The sequence below is a fragment of the Mesorhizobium argentiipisi (SeqCode) genome, assembly GCF_037179585.1.
Taxonomy (GTDB): Bacteria; Pseudomonadota; Alphaproteobacteria; order Rhizobiales; family Rhizobiaceae; genus Mesorhizobium; species Mesorhizobium argentiipisi.
The window spans coordinates 29,688-51,544 of the sequence record NZ_JAPYKO010000018.1; the positions used below are offsets into that span (position 1 = coordinate 29,688).

A 21,857-nucleotide genomic window follows, 5' to 3' on the forward strand; every position below is an offset into this window, starting at 1 on the left:
CGGCTGATCTCCCCCCTTGAGGGGGAGATGTCCGGCAGAACAGAGAGGGGGCGAAGGAACTCGACATCTCTCCAGAGGCCCCTACCAATCCATCACCACCTTGCCGGAACTGCCGCTGCGCATCGCGTCGAATCCGACCTGGAAATCGTCGATCCCGATCCGATGCGTGATCAGCCCGGAAACATCCAGCGGCCCCTGCACCAAAGCGATCATCTTGTACCAGGTCTCGAACATCTCGCGGCCGTAGATGCCCTTCAGATGCAGCATCTTGAAGATGACCTTGTTCCAGTCGATCTCGAAGCCGGTCGGCGCGATGCCGAGGATGGCGATCTTGCCGCCATTGTTCATGGTGTCGATCATGTCGCGGAAGGCGGGGGCGGCGCCCGACATCTCCAGCCCGACGTCGAAACCTTCAGTCATGCCGATCGACGGCATGACGTCGCGCAGCTTTTCCTTCGAGGCGTCGACGACGTGCTGGACACCGAGTTTTCGCGCCAAATCCAGTCGCACCGGGTTGATGTCGGTGATGACGACCTTTCGCGCACCGACGCATTGCGCCACCAGCGCACCCATAATGCCGATCGGGCCGGCGCCGGTGACCAGCACGTCCTCGCCGACCAGATCAAAGGACAATGCCGTGTGCACGGCATTGCCCAGCGGATCGAAGATGGCGGCGATCTCGTCCGGCACGTCGTCGGGGATCGGCACGACATTGTGCTGCGGGATGGCCACATACTCGCCGAAGGCGCCGGGCCGGTTGACGCCGACGCCCAGCGTGTTGCGGCAGAGATGCCCCCTGCCCGCGCGGCAGTTGCGGCAATGGCCGCAGACGATATGACCCTCGCCCGAGACGCGCTGGCCGACCTTGTATTCAGTGACCGCGGCGCCGTAGTCGGCGACGGTGCCGACGAATTCGTGGCCCGTCACCATCGGCACCGGCACGGTCTTCTGCGCCCACTGATCCCAATTGTAGATGTGGACGTCGGTGCCGCAGATCGCGGTCTTCTTGACTTTGATCAGCACATCGTTGGGGCCGATCTCCGGCACCGGCACCTCTTCCATCCAGATGCCCGGCTCGGCCTTGGCTTTCACCAGCGCCTTCATCATGTTGGACATCAGACGCTCCTCAAAAATCTTGCCTGTCTTGATGGATCGGTTTCATCAGTGCGCCGCCTCCAGAATGTTCTTCAGCCGGAGCAAGTCTCGATCCGTCGAACGCCGAACGGTCAGGGCGATAAACGGTGCCACGAGACTGGAAAAGCCTGTCGGGGTGCCGCGGTTCCGGAGCGCCATATGGGTAGCGCCTTCTCGGGTATCGCGCCATGCATAACTCGTTTCCATGGGAAACGGTCCTTCGGCGGTTCGCATCACCAGCCGCTCGCCCTGCACGAGATCGACAATTTCGTAGGTGTAAACAAGCCGCCGTCCGAGGAACTGCGCTACGAATGCAATTCTCGATCCTACCTGGGCCGGTCGGGGCGTCTTCCATTCGACCGATTTGATATTGACGTACCAGCGGGGCACGTTGTCCGGATCGGCGGAAAAGGCGGCGACGACTGCGCGTGGCCTGGCGATCTCGATCCTGCTCGTGACATCGATCGTCATGGCCGACTTCTGTTTTCCTCAGCATGGGTCAAGCGATTACACCCAGTTCTTTTCCCACGTCGCCGAAGGCAGCGACCGCCCTGTCGATATCGGCGCTGGAATGGGCGGCCGACATCTGCGTGCGGATGCGGGCCTGGCCCTTCGGCACCACCGGGAAGGAGAAGCCGATGACGTAGATGCCGCGCTTCAGCATCCGCGCGGCCATCTCCTGCGCCAGCGCCGCGTCGCCCAGCATCACCGGGATGATCGGATGATCGGCGCCAGCCAGCGTGAAGCCGAGCTTGCCCATCTTGGAGCGGAACCGGTCCGCATTGGCATATAGGCGCTCGCGCAGCGCGACGCCATGACGGATCAGGTCGAACACCTTGATCGAGGCGCCGGCGATCGCCGGCATCAGCGTGTTGGAGAAGAGATAGGGCCGCGAGCGCTGGCGCAGCCAGTCGACCACCTGGCTTTTGCCCGACGTATAGCCGCCGGAGGCACCGCCCAGCGCCTTGCCAAGCGTGCCGGTAATGATGTCCACCCTACCCTCGACACCGCAATGCTCGGCCGAGCCGCGGCCGTTCTTGCCGACGAAGCCGACCGCATGGCTGTCGTCGACCATCACCATCGCATCGTATTTCTCCGCGAGATCGCATACGCCCTTGAGATTGGCGATGATGCCGTCCATCGAGAACACGCCGTCGGTGGTGATCAGCCGGAAGCGGCAGTCCTTGGCCTCTTTCAGCCGGGCCTCGAGATCGGCCATGTCGTTGTTGGCGTAGCGGAAGCGTTTGGCCTTGGAGAGCCGGACACCATCGATGATCGAGGCGTGGTTGAGCGCATCGGAGATGATGGCGTCCTCCTCGCCGAGCAGCGTTTCGAACAGGCCGCCATTGGCGTCGAAGCAGGAAGAATAGAGGATGGTGTCCTCCATGCCTAGAAAGGACGAAATCGTCGCTTCGAGTTGCTTGTGTTCCTCCTGCGTGCCGCAAATGAAGCGCACCGAGGCCATGCCGTAGCCGTAGCGGTCGAGCGCGTGTTTTGCCGCATCGCGCAAATCGGGGCTGTCGGCGAGGCCGAGATAGTTGTTGGCGCAGAAGTTAAGCACCTTTTCGCCACCGACCTCGATCTCGGCGGATTGCATGGAGGAAATGACCCGCTCGGACTTGTAGAGTCCGGCCGATTTCAGGCCTTGAAGCTCGCTGTCGATGTGGGAAAGGAATGCTTTGCTCATGGTCCGGCCCTGTTCGGTTCGAGGCCGGACTGTCGCGCTACGGGCACGAAAAATCCATCGCAAAAGCGACCGTTTCGGTGGCGCTGCGAAAGCCCGGTCGCGATCCCTGCGATGGTACGGCAATACGATCAAAAAAGCGGGGTGCGGGAAAGAACGTGATAACCATCTTGCGAGCATTGTCGAATCGCGGTGACGGCCGCAGTTCTCCCTTGCCAACCTGTTAACCCTTTCAACGTAATCGTTTTCCCGCCACGAAATCCTTGGCAGGAAATCGGTCGACCGGAGGGTCAGCAAGTTATGTCGCAGCAGCCAGTGCAGAGCGTTTCGCGCAAGCTGATCCTGCTCATCAAGACCGGCTACTGGCTGGCGCTGACGATCATCGCCGCCATGGTGATCGCCTCCTTCATCCTTCTGCAGCAGTTGATGGCGCAGCAACAGCACAATGATGCGCTGCTCGACATCGTCCAGACACAGAAGGCACTGTCGCAGCGCATCGTCTTCCTGGCCAGCGCCACGGGTGCCGCCTCGCGCGACAAGCAGCCGGCGCTGGTCACTGCGCTCAAGCAGGCGACGGGCGAGTTCGAGACCAATTACGATCGGCTGCTCAGGGAAACAGGCGCCGATCCGCTCTCGCCGGCGCGCAACGATCCCAGGTCGATCGAATATGTGCTGTTCAGCAAGCCGTTCCATCTCGACTATTTCTCAGTCGGCCTGGTGGCCAACGGAGAGCGACTGGCCTCGTCCTTCGGATCCCAACTCGGCATGCAGAGCGACGGCTATAAGGGCGGCGGCGACCGCGTCGGCCTCGACGCTTCCGTCGCCAACGCCACCATGTCCGGCTATGCCGCGCTCGGCCAGCGCATCAGCGCCTTCGCCGACGAAAAATCCAGCAACATCCTCGACTTGCACCGCACGTTGTTTTTCGCCACGCTCGGGGTGATCGTTCTGGTGGCGCTGTTCATCTTCCGGCCGATGTCCAACGCCATCCTGCGCAAGACGCGCGAGCTGGTCGACGCGCGCAACTCGATGGCTTTCATCGCGGTGCATGACGGCCTGACGGGGCTGCACAACCGCACCTTCCTCACCGACCATTTCGATACGCTGATCAAGGGAGCGCACCGCCGCCGCGAGCGCCTGGCGGTGATCCAGCTCGATCTCGACCGTTTCAAGCAGATCAACGATACGCTTGGCCATGCCGCCGGCGACTATGTGCTGGTGGTGACCGCCCAGCGCATGCGCGATTCCTGCCGGGCCTCGGATCTCTGCGCGCGGCTCGGCGGCGACGAGTTCGTCATGATCCTCAACGGCGCCGGCACGACCGAGGACATCCATGCGCTCGCCAAGCGCATTCTCGGCGAGATCAACGAGCCGATCACCTTCCAGGGCACGACCATCCTGCCCGGCGCCAGCGCCGGCATCGCGGTCTATCCGGTCGACGCCGACAACGCGCAGGACCTGCTCGTCCATGCCGACCTGGCGCTCTATTCGGCCAAGAAGCTCGGTGGCGGCAATTTCTCCTTCTTCTCCGAGGAACTGCGGCGCGAGCTCGACTATCGCAAGCAGCTCGAACAGGACATCCGCACGGCGATCGCCGATCGGAGCTTCGAGGTCTATTTCCAGCCGCAAGTGTCGCTGACCAGCGGCAAGATCAGCGGCATCGAGGCGCTGGTGCGCTGGAAGCACGCGACACGCGGCATGATTTCGCCCGGCGAGTTCATTCCCGTCGCCGAGAAATGCGGCTTCATGCCGGATATCGGCCGCATCGTCATCGGCAAGGCGATCAACGAGGCCGCCGAATGGGACCGCGCCGGCATCGATTTCGGGCGCATCGCCGTCAATGTCTCGGGCACGGAACTGCGCGAGCCCGATTTCGACAGCTTCCTGTTCGGCACGCTGGAGAGCGCGGGGCTGCCGCCGCAGAAGCTCGCCCTGGAGATCGTCGAATCCGTCATCCTCGACGACGAGAAGACCGGGATCGCCGCGAAGCTCCGCCATATCCGCGCCGCGGGCGTGCATCTTGAACTCGACGATTTCGGCACCGGCTATGCCTCGCTCAGCCACGTCAACCCGAACGAGATCGACCGGCTGAAGATCGACCGCCGCTTCGTCCAGAACATCAACGAGAACGGCGACAACAGCAAGATCGTGCGCGCCATCACCGAGCTTGCCCGCGGGCTCGGCATCTCGATCGTCGCCGAGGGCGCCGAAACCGAGGCCGAGCTCGACTCGCTGATGGCGATCGGCTGCGACCAGGTGCAGGGCTATTCCATCGCCTTCCCGATGCCGCAGGACAAGGCACGCGAATGGCTGACGGCACGCAGCCCGAAGAAGGCCAAGCTGAAAGTACTGCAGGGCAACCTGGCATAGCGGACAAACTTGACATGCCCGTATGGGCATGGCGGCCTATGTGATCGCAACCGGATCTCACGGATGCCGCTTCGTTTCGTCCTGTCGCTGCTGCTATTGCCAGCGACGCTGTTCATGGTCGGCATGCATGCCGAGGCCGACGCTATCAACCGGGCGCTGCTGCAGCGCGCGAAATCGATGCCGCTGGTGACTTGGCAACCACAGCTACAGCCATGCCTACAATCACTACCGGCATTTCTACGGCGACACAGAAGGCGTGGTCGCCGATATGCCGAGGGCCAACGCCGTGCTTGGCCTGAAGCCGGCCGTGCATGCGCGGCTGCCGGGACGCGACGTGTTCCGGCTGCCCAATTGCTCGAAGTGCGACAATTCACTCGGGCTGGCTGAAGACGGCCGCGAGGATCCGACTACGAATTCGTCGCGGCGTCGGGCTTCTGGCTCTATGGCTGGGACCACGAACGGGTGCATGAGGACAGCGGCAAGCCGCTGCAGAGCGTCGACCATCTGGTCAGCGAGATGGACCATCTATTCGGCTATGGCCATTTCGCCAAGCCGAACAAGCTGATCCTGCTCATGCATGAGAGATGTTCCAGGACGCCTTCGACGGCAAGGCGAAACTGACGGCGTTAATCGCGGCGCTCAGGCTGCGCCACTACGCCTTCGGCGCAATCCCGGGTTACGACTGAGGCGGCTCAGCGTTCCGCCTAAGCGCCGCAAGCACCTCGGCGAATTCGGCAAGCCTGTCGTCGGGAATGCCAGCGCGCAGCCGCTTGTCGAAGGCGACGGCCGCGAGACGCAGCTTTTCGAACAGCGCTTCGCCGGCCTCGGTCAGCGCCACCTGATGGACCCTGCGGTTTTCCGGATCGCGGCGGCGCGTCAGCAAGCCTTGCGCTTCCATGGCGTTGAGGTGATGGGTGAGCGTCGCGCCCTGGATGCCGATCATGCCGGCAAGCTCGCGCTGGTTCGCGAGTTCCTTCGACTTGACCGACAGCAAGGTCAGCCAGACCGGCAGCGTGCCGCCGACCTCGGCCATGGCGGCATCGAAAGCCTGCGCCACCACTTTCGAGGTGCGGGCGAGATTCATGCCGACGGGCGGGCGATCAAACGGTGTCATGACTTGACAGTAGAGCAAAGCGATTGGCACACGAAACTTAGCTTCATGATTGACATCTAACCGTTAGATATCTAACTTTGTCTTATTGATGGCGTCTACATGCTGCGACGCGCGGCGGGCGGCAGAGAGGAATGCGGTCATGCAATTTGTCTATATCGTCACCATCGGCCTGCACGTCATGGCCGGCGTGTTCTGGGCCGGCACTACCATTGCGGTTGCCCGCGATCCGGGGATCAGGGCGGAGCACTTCATCCGACCGCAGCTCGGCGCCTCCGGCCTGGCGTTCCTGACCGGCATACTGCTCTGGTATTTCTTCCACGACGGTGCTTTCGGGTCGATGGAGAAGGTGTTGGCGCTGGGCATTTTGACGGCGCTGATCGCCGCCGGCGTGCAGGGCGCGCTTGTCGCCTCGGCCAGCAGGCGGCTGGCTGGCGCCGACGCTGCGACTCAGACCCAGTTGCGGGCGAAGATGACCAGAGGCGAACGCATCGCGGGCGGGCTGCTGGTCATCACCGTATTTTGCATGGCGACAGCCAAGCTGTTTTGACATCGCACGGCCGGCGAAGCCGACCGGGCGCGGCGCGCAACGGACCGAAGCGGCAGGTGGCTCTCCTTGCAAAGGTCCGTTGCGCGTCACCAACCCTCAAATCCTGATCCCGAACCGGATGCCGTCATAGATGGCGGCGTGGATGTTGCGCGACGCGACCGCGTCGCCGATGCGAAACAGCACGAAGCCACCTTCGGGATGGCGTACGGGGAAGATGTCGCCGCCACTCACCAGCCGCTCATAGTCGACCGCGCCGCCATTCTTCGACAAAGGCTTAAGCGCAAGGTAGAGATCGTCGAGCGGCGCGGTGCCGTGCTCGACCACCACCTGGTCGATGCGGCGCTCGCCGCGCCAGCCTTCGGCAAAGTCCGATGCCAGCTCAGCGACGAGTTGGTTGCCCTCACGTCGCACAGAACGCAACCTTGTGTTGATGGTGACGGTGACGCCCTTTTCGTGGAAGGCGCGCATATAGGGCACGTGGTTCATGCCGCCCATTTCCGGCGCGAAGAAACGCTCCGGCGAGACCAACTCCAGCCTGGAGCCGCTGTTCGCGATGAGTTCGGCGGCGCCCATGCCCTGATGGCCGCCATTGTCGTCGTAGAGCAGCACGTTCTCGGCCGGCTTGACGCTGCCGGCCATGATATCCCAGCTCGAGGTGACGAGATTGTCGCCAGCGCTCAGCGGCGGGTTCTGCGGCATGCCGCCGGTCGCCACGATCACCACATCCGGCGACAGCGCCAGCACATCGTCCTTCTCGGCCCAGGTGTCGTAGCGGATCTCGACGCCGAGCCGGTCGAGCTCGGCCAACCGCCAGTCGATGATGCCGATCAGTTCCTTGCGGCGCGGATTCTGGGTCGCCAAGCGCACCTGTCCTCCGGCCTGGCTGGAGGCTTCGAGCACCGTCACCTGATGGCCACGCTCGGCCGCGACGCGGGCGGCCTCCAGGCCGCCGGCGCCCGCGCCCACCACCACGACTTTCTTCTTCGGTCCCTCGCTCTTCGCGATGACGTGCGGAATGGTCGCCTCGCGGCCGGTCGCGGCGTTATGGACGCACAGCGCCTCACCGCCTTCATAGATGCGGTCAAGGCAATAGGTGGCGCCGACGCAGGGGCGGATCTCGTGCTCGCGGCCCTCCATCACTTTTCGGATGATATGCGGATCGGCGATATGGGCGCGGGTCATGCCGACCATGTCGAGCTTGCCGGTGGCGATGGCGTGGCGGGCGGTGGCGACATCGGAAATGCGCGCCGCATGGAAGGTCGGGAATTTCGTCGCCGCCCTCACCTCGCCGGCGAAATCGAGATGCGGCGAGGACCGCATGCCGGTAACCGGGATCACCTTGGTCAGCGACGCATCGGTCTCGATCATGCCACGGATGATGTTCAGGAAATCGACCTTGCCGGATGAGGCCAAGCGCCTGGCGATCTCGATGCCCACTTCCTTCGAGATGCCATTTTCGACATCCTCGTCGGCGACCATGCGGATGCCGACGATGAATTTCTCGCCGACGGCGGCGCGGACCGCATCCAGCACCATGTCGGTGAAGCGCAGCCGGTTATCGAGCGAGCCGCCGAACTCGTCGTCGCGGTGGTTGGTCAAAGGCGACCAGAAGCCATCCATCAGATGGCCGTAGGATTCGAACTCGATGCCGTCGAGGCCGGCTGCCTGGCAGCGCTGTGCGGCCGACGCATAGTCGGCGACGATGCGCTCGATGTCCCATTCCTCGATCGCCTTCGGGAAGGCGCGATGCGCCGACTCGCGCACCGGCGAGGCCGAAAGCACCGGCAGCCAATCGGCCTTGTTCCAGCCCGTGCGGCGGCCGAGATGGGTGATCTGGATCATCACCTTGCAGTCATGTTCATGGCAGGCGTCCGCCAGTTCGGCGAGCCACGGAACGATGCGATCGTCATAGACATGCAGATTGCCGAAGGCGGCCGGGCTGTCGCGCGAGACGATCGCCGAGCCCGCCGTCATGGTCAGCGCCATGCCGCCCTTGGCCTTCTCGGCATGGTAGAGCCGGTAGCGCTCCTTCGGCATGCCGTCCTCGGAATAGGCCGGCTCATGGCTGGTCGACATCACCCGGTTCTTCAGCGTCAGGTGCTTGAGCTGATAGGGTTGGAGAAGCGGGTCGTTGCTGGTCATTGTCTTCCTGCCGTTTCAAATTGTGCTAATGAGCGGTCAAACGCGCTGCGCCCGTGAGGACTGCAACGCTTCTTTCAACCTTCGTTTCGCGCCCGCCGCATTGAACTGCGCTTCCAACGGCCGGGAGCAAGGAGCCCGCCCATGACCGACGCCAAAAACCTCACCCAGCTCGGCAAGCACGTCGAGACGCCACAGAGCCCCGAACAGGCGGTCCTGGAAACCGTGCCTTTCAATCGCGGTGACGGCCCGCCGGCGATCGTGCGCTTCACCTGCCCGGAATTCACCTCGCTGTGTCCGGTCACCGGCCAGCCGGATTTCGCCCACATCGTCATCGACTACGCGCCCGATAAGACGCTGGTGGAATCGAAGTCGCTGAAGCTGTTCATGACCTCGTTCCGCAACCATGGCGCCTTCCATGAGGAGTGCACGGTGATGATCGGCCGCCGCATCGTGGAGGCCACGAAACCGCTCTGGCTGCGCGTCGGCGGCTACTGGTTCCCGCGCGGCGGCATCCCGATCGACGTCTTCTGGCAGACCGGCGCGCCGCCCAAGGATGTATGGCTGCCCGACACCGGCGTTGCGCCCTATCGCGGGCGCGGTTGAGATTTGTTGCGAAAGGCTGGCGGGACAGCGCCCCCCTCTGTCCTGCCGGACATCTCCCCCGCAAGGGGGGAGATTGGCAGCTTCGGCGCCCGGTCTATCCTGCAACGTCGGAGATTGGCGAAAGCCGGCGCGGCATCTGATCTCCCCCCAAGCGGGGGAGATGGCCGGCAGGACAGAGGGGGGCGCGAAAGATCGCCAGCCCTGATCTTCAATCACCACCATCACTCGCACTGATACTGGCTGAGCGCCCATTCGCCGGTGACCGACAGAAGATCGGAGACCTTCCAGGCGCCGCCGACCTTCTTCAGCTTCCATTCCAGCCGGTGCTGGTGGCCCTCCACGACAAAGGCGACCACCACCTTGGCCTCGTCGCCATTGACCGCCTCGATGGTGCGCAGGCTCCGGTCGATGGCGAGCTTGTCGTAATCTGCATTGTCGAGCGCCATGTTGGGGTCGAGGCACTCGCCCTGCCCCGAGACGCGCAGCGCATCGCTTTTGTCGATCACGGTTTTCGCCGGATCGATGAAGTTCTTACGCTGCGCGGGATCGACTTCGAGACCAAGATGCTCGTAGAACGGCTTGACCACCGCTGTCGGCGATCCGGGCAGGACGGGCGCGGCAGGCACCGGTTCGGCCGGCGCGGTTTGCGGCGCCGGTGTTGTGGCAGGCGGCGCCGCACCATCCGCCGGCGCATTGTCGTCGGGTGAGGCTTTTGGCGGCGGCGGGCCGAAGAGCTGCGCCGAGGCTCCGCCGCTCAGCCCCGCGGCCAGCATCGACAAGCTCGACAGCGCGAGGACGAGAAGGCGAAGCACGGCATCACTCCGTCGAGGCGCCGCATTCCAGCGCGCTGAGCTTCCAGTCGTTGGTCTTGGAGCTGATGTCGGCGATCTTCCACTTGCCGTCCACTTTCTTCAGCGACCACACCATTTCGCGTTTGGAGTCATCGCCTTCCGGGAAAAGATTGAAGCTTGCCGTCACCTCCGCGGTGTCGCCATTGACGGCCTCGGTGAGCTTCAGCGTCTTCGATAGGGTCTTCTGATCGAAATCTTGCGCGTCGAGGCCGGGGTCGAAGTCGATGCAGGACACCTCGTCGGGCTTCTCCTTCTGCGCCTTGTCGTTGGCTTCGAACAGCCTGGTGACCGGCTCAGTGAAACGGTCACGGTATTTGGCGTCCGCCTCGAACTTCACTGCAGGCACATAGAAGAACTTCACGGTGTTGGAAGCCGGCCCGGCAAGCGCGGCGCCGGGCAAGGCAATCGAAAGGACAGCGGCAAGCACTACCAGCTTCATGCAGGATCTCCGGGGTTCGGTGCGTGGCGGCAAGCTCGCCGCCATGCATCCTGCATATCGCCTTTTTTGCGGCTCATGAAGTCCAGGCGCGCTCAGGCATCCAGCCAGACGTTCTGGAAGTCCATTTCGTAGGTCTGGTGCATCGAATAGTTCTTCACCTTCTTGTTCATGTGGCAGTAGAGCTTCTGCCAGAAGGGCTGGACGATGACGCCGGAGTCCTGCAGGATCGCCTCGACGTCCTTCATCACCTCCTTGCGCTTGGCGACATCGATCTGCGACAGCGCCTCCTTGAGCTTGGCGTCGAACTCCGGGTTGGAGTAGGCCGTCTCGTTCCAGGCCTCGCCGGTGCGGTAACCGAGCGCCAGCACCTGCACGCCGAGCGGGCGCATGTACCAGATGGTCATGGAATAGGGATATTTCGTCCAGTCGTTCCAGAAGGTCGAACCCGGCAGCACCGTGCGCTTCACCTTGATACCGGCGTCGCGCAACTGGCCGGCAATCGCATCGCCGGTGTTCTTCTGCCATTCGTCCTCGACGGTGATCAGCTCATGCTCGAAGTCGGCTTGGCCTGCCTCCGCCATCAGCTTCTTGGCGCCGGCGGCATCGCGCTCCTTCTTGGGCAGCGGGTAGTATTCGGGATGGATCGGGGCGACATGATGGTTCTCGCCGACTGTGCCGCGGCCACTATAGCCGAGCTGCATCACCTGGTTGTTGTCGACTGCCATCTGCAGCGCGTTGCGCACCCGCTTGTCGTCATAGGGCTTATGCGTGATGTTGGTGCGGGCAACGAGCGTGGTCGCCGTCGCGACCTCCGACTTCACCAGGTCCATCTTGTCGAGCGGGTCGATGAAATCGGCCGGCGTTTCGAAATCGAGGTCGATCTCGCCGGAATCGAAGGCATTCAGCGTGGCGTTGAAGTCGGTGCCGTAGTCGATGAATTCGACCCCGTCGAGCGGCGCTTCGCCGCCCCACCACTTGCCGTTCTCGCGACGCTTGACGACCGCCTTCTGACCAACCGAATAGGACACCAGCTCGAAAGCTCCGGTGCCGATCGGCTTCTTGATCGGATCGGCGCCATCCTTGTCGAAGTCGCGGTGCACGACCAGGGCCGGATAGTCCGTGAAGCTGGGGATGATGGCGATATCGGCTTCGTTGAGCTTCAGCTTGACCGTGTGGTCATCGACCTTGGTGATCGCGCCGTCCTTGGCCTTGCCGGTCTTGGTGTCGATCAGCGCGCCGACACGGGCGGCCATGGAGTTGCCGGAAGCCCCCTTCTCGCACCAGCGGTTCAGATTGGCGACCACATCATCGGCGTTGAAGGCATCGCCATTGTTCCAGGTGACGCCCTTGCGCAGATGCAGCGTGTATTCGGTGGCGTCGTCATTGACGTCCCAGCTTTCGAGCAGCACCGGCTCGAAAGTGAACTGGTGCGTGTAGCGCACCAGCGGCTCCAGCCACGTGCGGGTGACGTTCGCCATCTCCGTCCAGTCATAGGTGCGCGGGTCCTTCTGCGCCTTGACCGACATCGCGACATGCAGCGTTCCGCCCTTCTTGGGCTCGTCGGCCAGCGCCTTGGTCGGCGCGGCAAGGCCGAGCATGCCATAGGCGAAAGCCGTCGATGCACCGAAAGCGCTTGCCAGAGCCAGGAATTCGCGCCGGTCGACACGCCCTGCCCGCGCCTCCTCGGCCATTGCTTCGATAGCGGCCGGAACCCGGTCGCCATTGCTTCTGAACAGTGTCATTCTCTTTCTCCCATTGGTTTGAGCGGGTCTTTTGCCCTTTTGCTTGAACTATCGTCTATTAACTAACGCTGTCCGGCAGCTTTTCCTCACGCCGGGCGATCAAATCCCTTAGACCTTCGGCGATGCCCTCGTCGAGCTTCGGCTCCTGGTAGTCGGCGAGCATGGCGCGCGCCTTTTCGAGGCCGCGCGTGTCGTGGTCCTTGGCGCCTTCGGCGCTCCACTGCTCGAAGGAATTGAAGTCCATGATGTTGGGCATGAAGAAGGCGCTCTCGAAATGCTCGAGCGTATGCTGTGTGCCGAGGAAATGCCCTTGCGGGCCGACCTCGCGGATTGCCGCCATCGCTTCCTTGAAATCGTCGAAGGGAACGCCGCCGGCATATTTGTACCAGCCGACCAGCTGCTCGCTGTCGGTGGCGAATTTCGAATAGCCGCAGGTGAGGCCCGCCTCCAGCCAGCCGGCCGAATGCCAGATGTAATTGGCGCCGGAAAGGATCGCGGCATGCATCAGCATGTTCGCCTCATAGCCGGCCTGGGCGTCGTTGAGCTTGGAGCCGACATGGAAGCCGGAGGTGCGCCACGGGAGCTTGTATTTCCTGGCCAGCGCGCCCATCAGATACATCATCTGTGCCGCTTCGGGCGTGCCGCCCATCGGCGCGCCGGTCTTCATGTCGACGGTGACCATGAACTGGCCGTAGAGCTGCGGCGAGCCGGGCCGGATGAGCTGGGTCAAAGCCACGCCGGCGAGCGCCTCGGCGTTGACCTGCGCCACCGCGCCGACGGCGGAGGCTGAGGTCGAGGCGCCGCAGAGCGCGAAAGGCGCCAGGATCAACGGCTGGTTGTGGCTCGCATAGACCCGCATGGCGTCGATCATGGTGGCATCCCACACCAGCGGCGAATTGCAGTTGGTAATCGCCACCAGCACGGGGTTGTCGCGCACGAACTCCTCGCCGAAGACGATGCCGGCCATCGCCATCGTGTCCTCGGCGCGCTCCTTGGACGTCACGATGCCCATGAACGGCTTGTCTGAATGTTTCAGCGCCGAGTGGATGATATGTAGGTGCCGCTTCGGCACCGCGATTTCCATCGGCTCGCAGATGACCGAGCTCGACGAATGCAGCGCCGGCGCCATGTAGGCGAGCTTGTGGAAATTGTTGAGGTCGGCGAGCGTACCGTAACGCCGCTTGTTGTCGAGGTCGCGGACATAGGGCGCGCCATACATCGGCACGAAAATCGAGTTCTTGCCGCCGACCCGCACGGTGCGCTCCGGATTGCGCGCGTTGAGCGTGAACTCAGGCGGAACTTTCGAGACGAGTTCCATCAAGAGCGCGCGGTCGATGCGGACGCGCGTTTGCCTGACATCGGCGCCGGCGGCCTTCCAGAGCTCGATCGCCCCGTCGTCGCGGAATTCGCAACCCACCTCCTCGAGGATCTTGAGCGATTCCTCGTGGATCAGCTCCACCGCCTCGTCGGGCACGATCTCGTAAGCGGGGATCTTGCGCACGAGGGTCGGGAAGGACGCGATCGGCGCGCTTCTCAGCGCCTTGCGGCCAAGACGGCCACCGCCGCGGCGGTGGGTCTGTTCGGTCAATTCAACGGCCGGTGCGTTCATGGAGGCTCCTTCTTCCCGCCACTCACGTTAGCGAGGCAAAATATGGCTGTGACGCTGGAAAATCCTGATCTTCTGTATAAGTTCACCTTATGCGAAGCTTGCGCCACCTCCTGCCCTCCGCCGGCAGCCTCATCGTCTTCGAAGCCGCCGGACGGCTGTCGAGCTTCACCGCCGCCGGGCGCGAGCTCGGCATGACACAGGCCGCCGTTTCCTATGCCGTGCGCGGGCTGGAGGAGCAGCTCGGCGCCAAGCTCTTCCAGCGGCGCCACCGCCAGGTGCTTCTGACGGAAGCCGGCGAGCGCTTCCATGCCGACGTCTCGCTCGGCCTGTCGCATATCCGCAAGTCGGCGGAGGACCTGCGCCTGCAGGCGACCGGCGGGCATGTGACGTTAGCCGCCTCGACCGCCTTCGGGTCGTTCTGGATGATGCCGCGCCTGCAGCAGTTCCGCGACGAACTGCCGGGTATCGACCTGCGTATCCAGACCGCCGACCGCGACCTCGACATCATCGCCGAGGGGATTCCGCTCGGCGTGCGCGGCGGCGTGCCGCGCGACTGGCCGGATTATCACTCGCTGTCGCTTTCCGACGAAGAGATCTTCCCGGTCGCAGGCCCGAGCTATCTCGCCAAATTCGGCAAGCCGAAGACGGTCGAGGAACTGGCGACGCACCGGCTGATCCATCTCGAGGAGCCCTATCGCGAGGCGCCGAACTGGGACGAATGGTTCGCATCCGCCGGAACCAGCCTGCGCAATGCCGAGCGCGGCCTGCGCATCAACGACTATGCCCTGGTGATCCAGGCGGTAATGGAGGGACAAGGCATCTCGCTCGGGTGGCGGCACCTGGTGGAGCGTCTGGTGGCATCAGGACTGCTGGTGCCGGTGACCGATCATGTGATGCGGACCGGCATCGGCTTCCATGTCATCTGGCCTAAGAACCGCGATCTGAGCGAGAATGCCCGCAGGGTCAGGGACTGGCTGGTGGCGCAGGCGTGAACTGACCCCTCCCCTACGCCGTTCGAATCCGCCTATAATCGCCTCATGCCCATCCGCCAGCTTTCCGAAACGATGATCAACCAGATCGCCGCCGGCGAAGTCATCGAGCGTCCGGCGAGCGTGGTGAAGGAACTGGTCGAGAATGCGCTTGATGCCGGCGCATCGCGCGTGGAGATCGTCACCGCCGGCGGCGGGCTGAACCTGATCCGCGTCACCGATGACGGCTCGGGCATTCCCGAGCCTGAACTTGCACTGGCGATCGCGCGGCACTGCACCTCGAAGCTCTCCGACGACATCCACGATATCCGTTCCCTCGGCTTCCGCGGCGAGGCGCTGCCCTCGATCGGTTCGGTGGCGCGGCTGTCGATCCGGTCGCGCACGGCCGGCGGCGACAGCGCGGCCGAGATCGGCATCGATGGCGGCCGCGTCTCGGCGGTGAAGCCGGCGGCGGCGAACCGCGGCACCACGGTCGAGGTGCGCGACCTCTTCTTCGCCACGCCGGCCAGGCTGAAATTCATGAAGGGCGAGCGCGCCGAAAGCTCGGCCACCAGCGACGTGGTGAAGCGCATCGCCATCGCCTTTCCTGCTGTCCGCTTCACGCTGGCCGGCGCCGACCGCTCGACGCTGGAACTGCCGGCAACCAGCGACACGCCGGAAGGCCGGCTCGCCCGCGTCGCGCAGGTGATGGGCAAGGATTTCCCGGAGAATGCCATCGCCATCGATGCCATGCGCGATGGCGTGCACCTTGCCGGCCACGTCTCGATCCCGTCCTACACGCGCGCCAATGCGCTGCAGCAATATGCCTATGTCAATGGACGGCCGGTGCGCGACAAGCTGATCGCCGGCGCGATCCGCGGCGCCTTCGCCGACGTGCTGCCGCGAGACCGCCATGCGGTGACAGCGCTCTTCCTGTCGCTCGACCCCTCGACGGTCGACGTCAACGTCCATCCCGCCAAGGCCGATGTGCGTTTCCGGGATCCCGGCCTGGTGCGCGGGCTGATCGTCGGCGCCATCCGCGAGGCGCTGGCCGGCGCCGGCATCCGCGCGGCGACGACGGGTGCCGCCGGCATGATGGCGGCATTCCGGCCGGGCGCGGCGCCCTACTTGCATCCCGGCCCGGCCAACGGCCATCGCAGCTACGAGGCCGCTTATCACGCTTCCGGCCCGGGAGGCTTCGATCCGTTGCGCTCGGCGCAGCGGCCGCTCGACATGGGCGAAGCACTGGCGCCACGAAACGGCTTCGACGAGAACGAGCAGGCGGCCTTCGACACCGGCCCGCTCGCCAGCGCCGATGTCCGCGCCGGCATGGCCGAGCCGACCGAGGCGCTGCTCGGCATGGTGCTGGGCGCGGCGCGCGCGCAGGTGCATGAGAACTATATCGTCGCCCAGACGAGGGATTCGCTCGTCATCGTCGACCAGCATGCCGCGCATGAGCGGCTGGTCTACGAGGCGCTGAAGAATGCGCTGCACTCGCGCGCCGTGCCGTCGCAGATGCTGCTTTTGCCCGAGATCGTCGACCTGCCGGAAGAGGATGCCGAGCGGTTGGCGATGCATTCCGAGACGCTCGCCAAATTCGGCCTAGGCCTCGAGCGCTTCGGTCCCGGCGCGGTGGCGGTGCGCGAGACGCCGTCGATGCTGGGCGAGACCAATGTGCAGCAACTGGTGCGCGACCTAGCTGACGAGATCGCCGACAACGACACGGTCGAGACGCTGAAGGAGCGGCTGGACAAGATCGCGGCGACCATGGCCTGCCATGGTTCCGTGCGCTCGGGCCGGCTGCTCAAGGCCGAGGAGATGAACGCGCTGCTGCGCCAGATGGAGGCGACGCCCGGATCCGGCACCTGCAACCACGGCCGCCCGACCTATATCGAGCTCAAGCTCGCCGATATCGAAAGGCTGTTCGGGCGGCGGTGAGCGTCCCCTGGCTCGTTGCAACAGCAAGGGTCGGCGCCATACGCTGAATATCATTTCTTGAGGTGGTATTTTCCTGTCTTCGGGTTGAGAACATAGTCGTTCGCGCCTGCGAATTTGCCGCCTCCAAATTCCACCGAAATGATATCCTTGCCTGCCTCCACCCATTTTTGCACGTTCATATAAATGGGCGTCGTCGACATACCGGCGTTGCAGTCCTCATCGTCGAAGCCGATCTCCTGAACGGCCGTCTTTTTCTTCTTGTTGATCACCAGCATTTTCGTCATGCAGATGCCGGCGTCGGACTTCGTGTAAATCCCCGCAAATCTGTCGCGGGTCGTCTCAGCCCAAAAGGGAATTTCGACGGTCCCGTCGATCTTCAGGTCGCCTGTATTGTCAAGACTCGCGACCTTCCTGAGCGTAACGGGAAATTTGTCCACGCCTTTGCTCCAGCTTCCCGCCGCGCCGCTTTCACTGATCTCGATAGAGAAAGGACATCCGGTGGTGTCGACGGGTGTTTTCGACCCCATGACGAGGACGCGTTGAAATTCCTGGTCGTCCGCGATCTCGCACAGCGTGAGCTTTGAGCCCTCCGCCTTGCCGTAGATCGCGATTGGGCTTTGCTTGGCGTCGTAGAAATAGCTTCCCTTGACACTGATGCCGCTGCCGAAGCTGGCATAGCGCTGCAGGGAGACGTGAACCGGGTTCGGTCCGATGGAGCCTTCGTAGTTTTCCACCTGGTACCAGCCCGCGAAGGCTTTCCCGCTCAGCATCAGCAAGCAGAAAACCGTGGCAATGAAGCCTCTTCCCATCCCGATCCCCTCCATCAAAGGCGGATCAGGATAGCTTGCCTCACGTCCGCATCACAGGGGGGCGCCCGGTTACCGAGCCCAACTTGTCAATTCAAGTCTGGAAACGATCGCAACCCGTTGATTTAGCGTTTCAAATTCACAACGATCACGCCACCCAGCGCCAGCGCGCCGCCGAGGATGCCGAGCAGCGACGGCACTTCGCCCAGCCAGAAGAAGCCGATCAAGGCGGAGGTCGGCGAGACGAGGTAGAGGAAGTTCGAGGCGCGCGCGGCAGGCAGGCGGGACAGTGCGGTCGCCCAGGCGGCATAAGCGATCAACGAGGGAACGATGCCGAGGTAGATGACGGCGCCGAGACCGGCGGTGTCGGCGACCGCCGCCTGCGAAAACGCTTCCGGCAGAAAGGGCGACAGGCAGAGCGCGCCGAGCACCATGTTGGAAGCGGAGATCGTCAGCGGATGATGGCGGGCAAAGAGCGGCTTCTGGACGATGGTGTTGACGGCGGAACAAAGCGCTGAGCCCAGCACCAGCAGTGCGCCGGCGTTGAAATGCAGGCCGTTCCCGTCGGCGACCGCGATGATGCCGATGCCGGCGAAGGAAATGACGGTGCCCAGCCAGGCAAGCACCGAGAAGCGCTCGCCAAGCAGCGCCATCGCCATGATGGCGGTGAAGATCGGGCTGACATTGATGATAAAGCCGGCCGCGCCCGCCGAGACGGTCAGCTCGCCGAAATTGAGCATGGCGGTATAGAGCGCGACGAAGATGGCGCCGCCGAAGCCAAAGCGCCACAGCTCGTCGATCCTGGGCAGCGCCGGGCGCTTCACGGCGAGGAAGATGGCGGCTGGGAGCGCCGCAATGGCAAAGCGCAGCGCGCCGAGCTCCAGCGGCTGGAAGGCGGCAAGGCCGGCGCGGATTGCCGGGAAAGCCGAGGCCCAGCCGATGACCGTCAACGTCACCGCGACCGCAGCGGTCGTGTCCATGCGCTGTGTCTCATTCAACGTGCCGGTGTACGCGCTCATTGCCGTAGCGTCGTCCTTCTGCGTCATGGATGCAGAGAACGCCATCGCGGGCCAATTGACAAACGACCAATTCGAGGGTCAGCTGTGAGCATGGATCACAGCTCTGACCAGATACTGCCGCTGGAAACCCTGCGCGCCTTCGACGCGGCGGCGCGCACGGGGAGTTTTTCCGCGGCGGCTGAAAAGCTCAACCTCACCCATGGCGCGGTGAGCCGCCAGATCGCCAAGCTGGAGGACTGGCTTGGCTTGAAAGTGTTCGAGCGCAACGCGCGCGGCGTGACGCTGACGATCGAGGGCAACCGCCTGCATTTGAGGACCGCCGAGGCCTTCGCGCTGATCTCGTTCAACTCCGACCGCTGGATCGAGCCGCGCGGCACCGCCGTGGTGCGGCTGGCCTCCATCCCATCGGTCAGCGGGCTGTGGCTGATGCCGCGCATGGCCGCGCTGGAGAACCATCCGACCAAGCTGCGCATCGTGCTCGACGTCGACAACCGCCAGGCCGATCTCGCCGACGAAGGGATAGATCTTTCGGTGCGCTGCGGGCGCGGCCGTATTCCCGGCCGCATCTCGGTACAGCTTTTCGAGGAGCATATTTTCCCGATCGCCTCGCCCGAGTTGGCGAAGGAGATCGGACGAGGCGATCCTGCACGGCTGCTGAAGTTCTCGCTGATCAACGATTCCGACGCGTCCGCATGGCGCGCCTGGTTCGCCGCACAAGACGTCGATTACCGCCCCCGTCCGCAGGACAGGCGTTTCGAAGACTACAATCTGGTGTTGGACGCAGCGGCGCACGGGCTGGGCATCGCGCTGGCGCGGCCGCCGCTGACGGCAGATCAGCTTCAATCCGGCCGTATCGTTGGCGTCGATGAGCGCGTTACGCTCAATCCGGTGTCTTACTGGATGGACCGCCCGGTCGGCCGGCCGCGCGCGGCGGCGGCTGACCTTGCTAGGCGCATCGCAGAACAGGCTGGGCTTGCTCCGGAAAAGCTCGAGGCTTTCCTTCAGGACGACCTCTGAGCGGAATTAGCGAAGCAACAGCACCATGATCGTCGCGGTCACGGCCGAGACGATTGCCGTGACGACCGATATCGTCCAGAGCGACACCGCGACGGAATCGGAGCGCGGCGCGTGACCAGCCGGAGGAACGGCGGCACCACGAGGCTGCGGGGCATTGGCGTTGGCCGCGATCAGCATAGCGGCGGAAGCGACGGCCGGCGAAAATGTGGACAATGCCGGCGCAACGGCGGGCCTGGGCGTATTGTCGGCGACCGCTGCATGCGGTGAGGCGAAGCCGCGCGGAGCCTGATCGATATCCGTCGCCGCCCTGCCCGTCGAGGGTCTTGCCGACGCGTCGTCGGGGGCGGCATCGAGCTCCATGACGGCGCGGTAGGCATCCTCGACCTCGGAGGACGACAGGCGTTGCGATGCTTGGGCGGCAGGGCGCGGCTGCGCACTTTGCAGCGACTGGGCCGCGATTTGCGCCGCCTGCCCCGTCGAGGGTGCCGGCGGCTGGATCAGCGTCCTGATCAAAGCCGCCGTCGCCCGATCGGCCTTGGGCGATGGCACCGGCTGCGGGGTGAGCGCTTCACCGATCAGTGCATTCAAGCGGGTCGAGGTGATATCCATGCCGGCTTCCGGAAACCAATTTTCCGCTTCAGCCATACTGCATGAGCATTGCGTCAAGCTTGACGTTGTCGGCGATTTGTGGCGATTGAAACCCGATGAACGCAAGCGCCCTTTCATGATGAACCGTTTCGAAGGCCCGGGCGGCAGGGAAGCCCGGATCCGCTATCTCGACGGCGACTTCCAGGTCACCAGTCCCGGTTCCTTCGTGCGCTGCGCGGTGACGGGCGAGAACATTCCGCTCGACGAGCTCAAATATTGGAGCGTCGCCCGGCAGGAGCCCTATGTGAACGCGGCGGTCTCGCTTGCCCGCGAGATCGAGATGCATCCGGAACTGCGCAAGCGGGGATAGGCCTTGCGAGCCCATGGCGCCGTGGCGGCCAAGCTCGACCGCTTAGGGTACTGCGTTGAAAAAATTCAGGAAATCTCTCAAGACTCTTATTCGCATGCCGCTTATCATGCGCGCGAGATGGCGTGATCGGGCGGTGTCGAGGTCGCCCAGATTCAAGCTGACGGCCTGCGCCATCTTCCGCGAGGAAGCGCCGTTCCTGGCCGAATGGATCAGGTTCCACCAGAATGTGGGATTTGAGCATTTCTATCTCTACAACAACTTCTCGACCGACGACTTCAAAGCCGTATTGAACCCGTTCATCCAGGAGGGGCTGGTTACGCTGGTCGACTGGCCGCGGCCGGTGGGGCAACTGTCGGCTTATAGGGACTGCATCCGCAGGCGCTGGCGTGAAGCGTTGTGGATCGGATTCTTCGACATCGATGAGTTTCTTTTCGCGCCCGACGGACGTGACGTACCGTCGGTTCTGAGCGACTATCGCGACCTGCCAGGCGTTTGCGTCTGGCAAGCTTTCTATGGATCCTCCGGCCATGTCGAGCGACCGGAACGGCCGGTGGTCGAGGCCTATACGATGCGAGCCGGGGCAGACATCACGACGGTCAAGACAATCCTCAACCCCCGCATGGTCTACAGGGTGGGCGTCCATCAGTCGAAATTCCTGTCAGGGGAAGGATTGGACACCCATCGACGGACCATTGTCCCCGGCATGCCCCCCAAGCTCGATATATTGAGGATCAATCACTATTGGTCGCGATCGCTCGCCGACCTCGACCAGAAAATCCGGCGCGGCGACGCCTCGACGTCCGCTCTACGCGACAGGGATTGGCATGTCGCCTTCGAAAGCAAGCTCAATGTCGAGAGCGACGACGCGATCCTGAAGGCTATGCAGCGCGCAGGATAGCCGCGGCCGCCTCTTCGC

The 21,857-nt window shown here is 63.7% G+C and carries 21 protein-coding genes; 9 read left to right on the forward strand and 12 right to left on the reverse strand.

Features of this window, described 5'->3' with window-relative positions; genetic code table 11:
- Positions 1-81 precede the first annotated feature (81 nt).
- Genes tdh through O7A05_RS22790 form a run of 3 tightly spaced genes read right to left on the reverse strand, consistent with a single transcriptional unit; the run spans position 82 to position 2,821 of the window.
- The gene (gene tdh / locus O7A05_RS22780) at positions 82-1,116 is read right to left on the reverse strand and encodes an L-threonine 3-dehydrogenase (RefSeq protein WP_337095194.1); all 1,035 of its coding nucleotides are present in this window, start codon (positions 1,114-1,116) and stop codon (positions 82-84) included.
- 45 nt (positions 1,117-1,161) lie between these two features.
- Complete coding sequence (locus tag O7A05_RS22785; RefSeq protein WP_337095195.1) at positions 1,162-1,605, reverse strand: SRPBCC family protein; 444 nt, start codon at positions 1,603-1,605, stop codon at positions 1,162-1,164.
- A gap of 28 nt (positions 1,606-1,633) precedes the next feature.
- Positions 1,634-2,821, reverse strand: coding sequence for a glycine C-acetyltransferase (locus O7A05_RS22790; protein WP_337095196.1), 1,188 nt, complete (start codon positions 2,819-2,821; stop codon positions 1,634-1,636).
- Positions 2,822-3,118: 297 nt separating this feature from the next.
- Here O7A05_RS22790 and O7A05_RS22795 point away from each other — a divergent pair, with 297 nt between their 5' ends.
- On the forward strand, positions 3,119-5,188 hold the full coding sequence (locus O7A05_RS22795) for a putative bifunctional diguanylate cyclase/phosphodiesterase (RefSeq protein ID WP_337095197.1): 2,070 nt from the start codon (positions 3,119-3,121) through the stop codon (positions 5,186-5,188).
- Positions 5,189-5,650: 462 nt separating this feature from the next.
- Positions 5,651-5,809, forward strand: a complete 159-nt coding sequence (locus O7A05_RS22800) for a hypothetical protein (protein WP_337095198.1) — start codon at positions 5,651-5,653, stop codon at positions 5,807-5,809.
- A gap of 55 nt (positions 5,810-5,864) precedes the next feature.
- On the opposite strand, the gene O7A05_RS22805 is transcribed toward O7A05_RS22800, so the two are convergent.
- The gene (locus O7A05_RS22805; protein ID WP_337095199.1) at positions 5,865-6,302 is read right to left on the reverse strand and encodes a MarR family winged helix-turn-helix transcriptional regulator; all 438 of its coding nucleotides are present in this window, start codon (positions 6,300-6,302) and stop codon (positions 5,865-5,867) included.
- Between the two features lie 139 nt (positions 6,303-6,441).
- On the opposite strand from O7A05_RS22805, the gene O7A05_RS22810 reads away from it, so the two are divergent.
- A complete protein-coding gene (locus O7A05_RS22810) occupies positions 6,442-6,849 on the forward strand; it encodes a hypothetical protein (protein WP_337095200.1) in 408 nt (135 codons plus the stop codon).
- A 96-nt stretch (positions 6,850-6,945) separates the two neighbouring features.
- On the opposite strand, the gene O7A05_RS22815 is transcribed toward O7A05_RS22810, so the two are convergent.
- Positions 6,946-8,991 carry an NADH:flavin oxidoreductase gene (locus tag O7A05_RS22815; protein WP_337095201.1) on the reverse strand — a complete coding sequence of 682 codons (2,046 nt, stop codon included), beginning with the start codon at positions 8,989-8,991 and terminating at the stop codon, positions 6,946-6,948.
- A gap of 141 nt (positions 8,992-9,132) precedes the next feature.
- On the opposite strand from O7A05_RS22815, the gene queF reads away from it, so the two are divergent.
- Positions 9,133-9,594: a preQ(1) synthase gene (gene queF / locus O7A05_RS22820; protein WP_337095202.1), complete on the forward strand. Its 462-nt coding sequence runs from the start codon at positions 9,133-9,135 to the stop codon at positions 9,592-9,594.
- A 221-nt stretch (positions 9,595-9,815) separates the two neighbouring features.
- Here queF and O7A05_RS22825 read toward each other — a convergent pair whose 3' ends face one another.
- From O7A05_RS22825 to O7A05_RS22840, 4 genes are all read right to left on the reverse strand, one after another.
- Positions 9,816-10,406 carry a YqhG/Tai3 family protein gene (locus tag O7A05_RS22825; protein ID WP_337095203.1) on the reverse strand — a complete coding sequence of 197 codons (591 nt, stop codon included), beginning with the start codon at positions 10,404-10,406 and terminating at the stop codon, positions 9,816-9,818.
- 4 nt (positions 10,407-10,410) lie between these two features.
- A complete protein-coding gene (locus O7A05_RS22830) occupies positions 10,411-10,884 on the reverse strand; it encodes a DUF3828 domain-containing protein (RefSeq protein ID WP_337095204.1) in 474 nt (157 codons plus the stop codon).
- Positions 10,885-10,976: 92 nt separating this feature from the next.
- A complete protein-coding gene (locus tag O7A05_RS22835) occupies positions 10,977-12,626 on the reverse strand; it encodes an ABC transporter substrate-binding protein (protein ID WP_337095205.1) in 1,650 nt (549 codons plus the stop codon).
- Positions 12,627-12,684: 58 nt separating this feature from the next.
- Positions 12,685-14,235, reverse strand: a complete 1,551-nt coding sequence (locus tag O7A05_RS22840) for a trimethylamine methyltransferase family protein (RefSeq protein WP_337095206.1) — start codon at positions 14,233-14,235, stop codon at positions 12,685-12,687.
- An 89-nt stretch (positions 14,236-14,324) separates the two neighbouring features.
- On the opposite strand from O7A05_RS22840, the gene O7A05_RS22845 reads away from it, so the two are divergent.
- Both O7A05_RS22845 and mutL read left to right on the forward strand, forming a co-directional pair.
- Positions 14,325-15,227 (forward strand): LysR substrate-binding domain-containing protein, encoded by a 903-nt coding sequence (locus tag O7A05_RS22845; protein WP_140634096.1) that lies wholly within the window; start codon positions 14,325-14,327, stop codon positions 15,225-15,227.
- A 45-nt stretch (positions 15,228-15,272) separates the two neighbouring features.
- Entirely contained in the window at positions 15,273-17,141 is a 1,869-nt protein-coding gene (gene mutL, locus O7A05_RS22850) for a DNA mismatch repair endonuclease MutL (protein WP_337095207.1), read from the forward strand.
- A gap of 50 nt (positions 17,142-17,191) precedes the next feature.
- Here mutL and O7A05_RS22855 read toward each other — a convergent pair whose 3' ends face one another.
- Both O7A05_RS22855 and O7A05_RS22860 read right to left on the reverse strand, forming a co-directional pair.
- A complete protein-coding gene (locus O7A05_RS22855; protein ID WP_224601673.1) occupies positions 17,192-17,950 on the reverse strand; it encodes a hypothetical protein in 759 nt (252 codons plus the stop codon).
- Between the two features lie 122 nt (positions 17,951-18,072).
- Entirely contained in the window at positions 18,073-18,966 is an 894-nt protein-coding gene (locus O7A05_RS22860) for a DMT family transporter (RefSeq protein WP_337095208.1), read from the reverse strand.
- Positions 18,967-19,056: 90 nt separating this feature from the next.
- Between O7A05_RS22860 and O7A05_RS22865 the strand changes: the two genes are divergently transcribed.
- Positions 19,057-19,983, forward strand: coding sequence for a LysR family transcriptional regulator (locus O7A05_RS22865; protein ID WP_337095209.1), 927 nt, complete (start codon positions 19,057-19,059; stop codon positions 19,981-19,983).
- Between the two features lie 6 nt (positions 19,984-19,989).
- Here O7A05_RS22865 and O7A05_RS22870 read toward each other — a convergent pair whose 3' ends face one another.
- On the reverse strand, positions 19,990-20,592 hold the full coding sequence (locus O7A05_RS22870) for a hypothetical protein (RefSeq protein WP_337095210.1): 603 nt from the start codon (positions 20,590-20,592) through the stop codon (positions 19,990-19,992).
- Between the two features lie 115 nt (positions 20,593-20,707).
- On the opposite strand from O7A05_RS22870, the gene O7A05_RS22875 reads away from it, so the two are divergent.
- Positions 20,708-20,941 carry a DUF2093 domain-containing protein gene (locus tag O7A05_RS22875; protein WP_040986608.1) on the forward strand — a complete coding sequence of 78 codons (234 nt, stop codon included), beginning with the start codon at positions 20,708-20,710 and terminating at the stop codon, positions 20,939-20,941.
- Between the two features lie 133 nt (positions 20,942-21,074).
- Positions 21,075-21,839 (forward strand): glycosyltransferase family 92 protein, encoded by a 765-nt coding sequence (locus tag O7A05_RS22880; protein WP_337095211.1) that lies wholly within the window; start codon positions 21,075-21,077, stop codon positions 21,837-21,839.
- Positions 21,840-21,857: the final 18 nt, after the last annotated feature.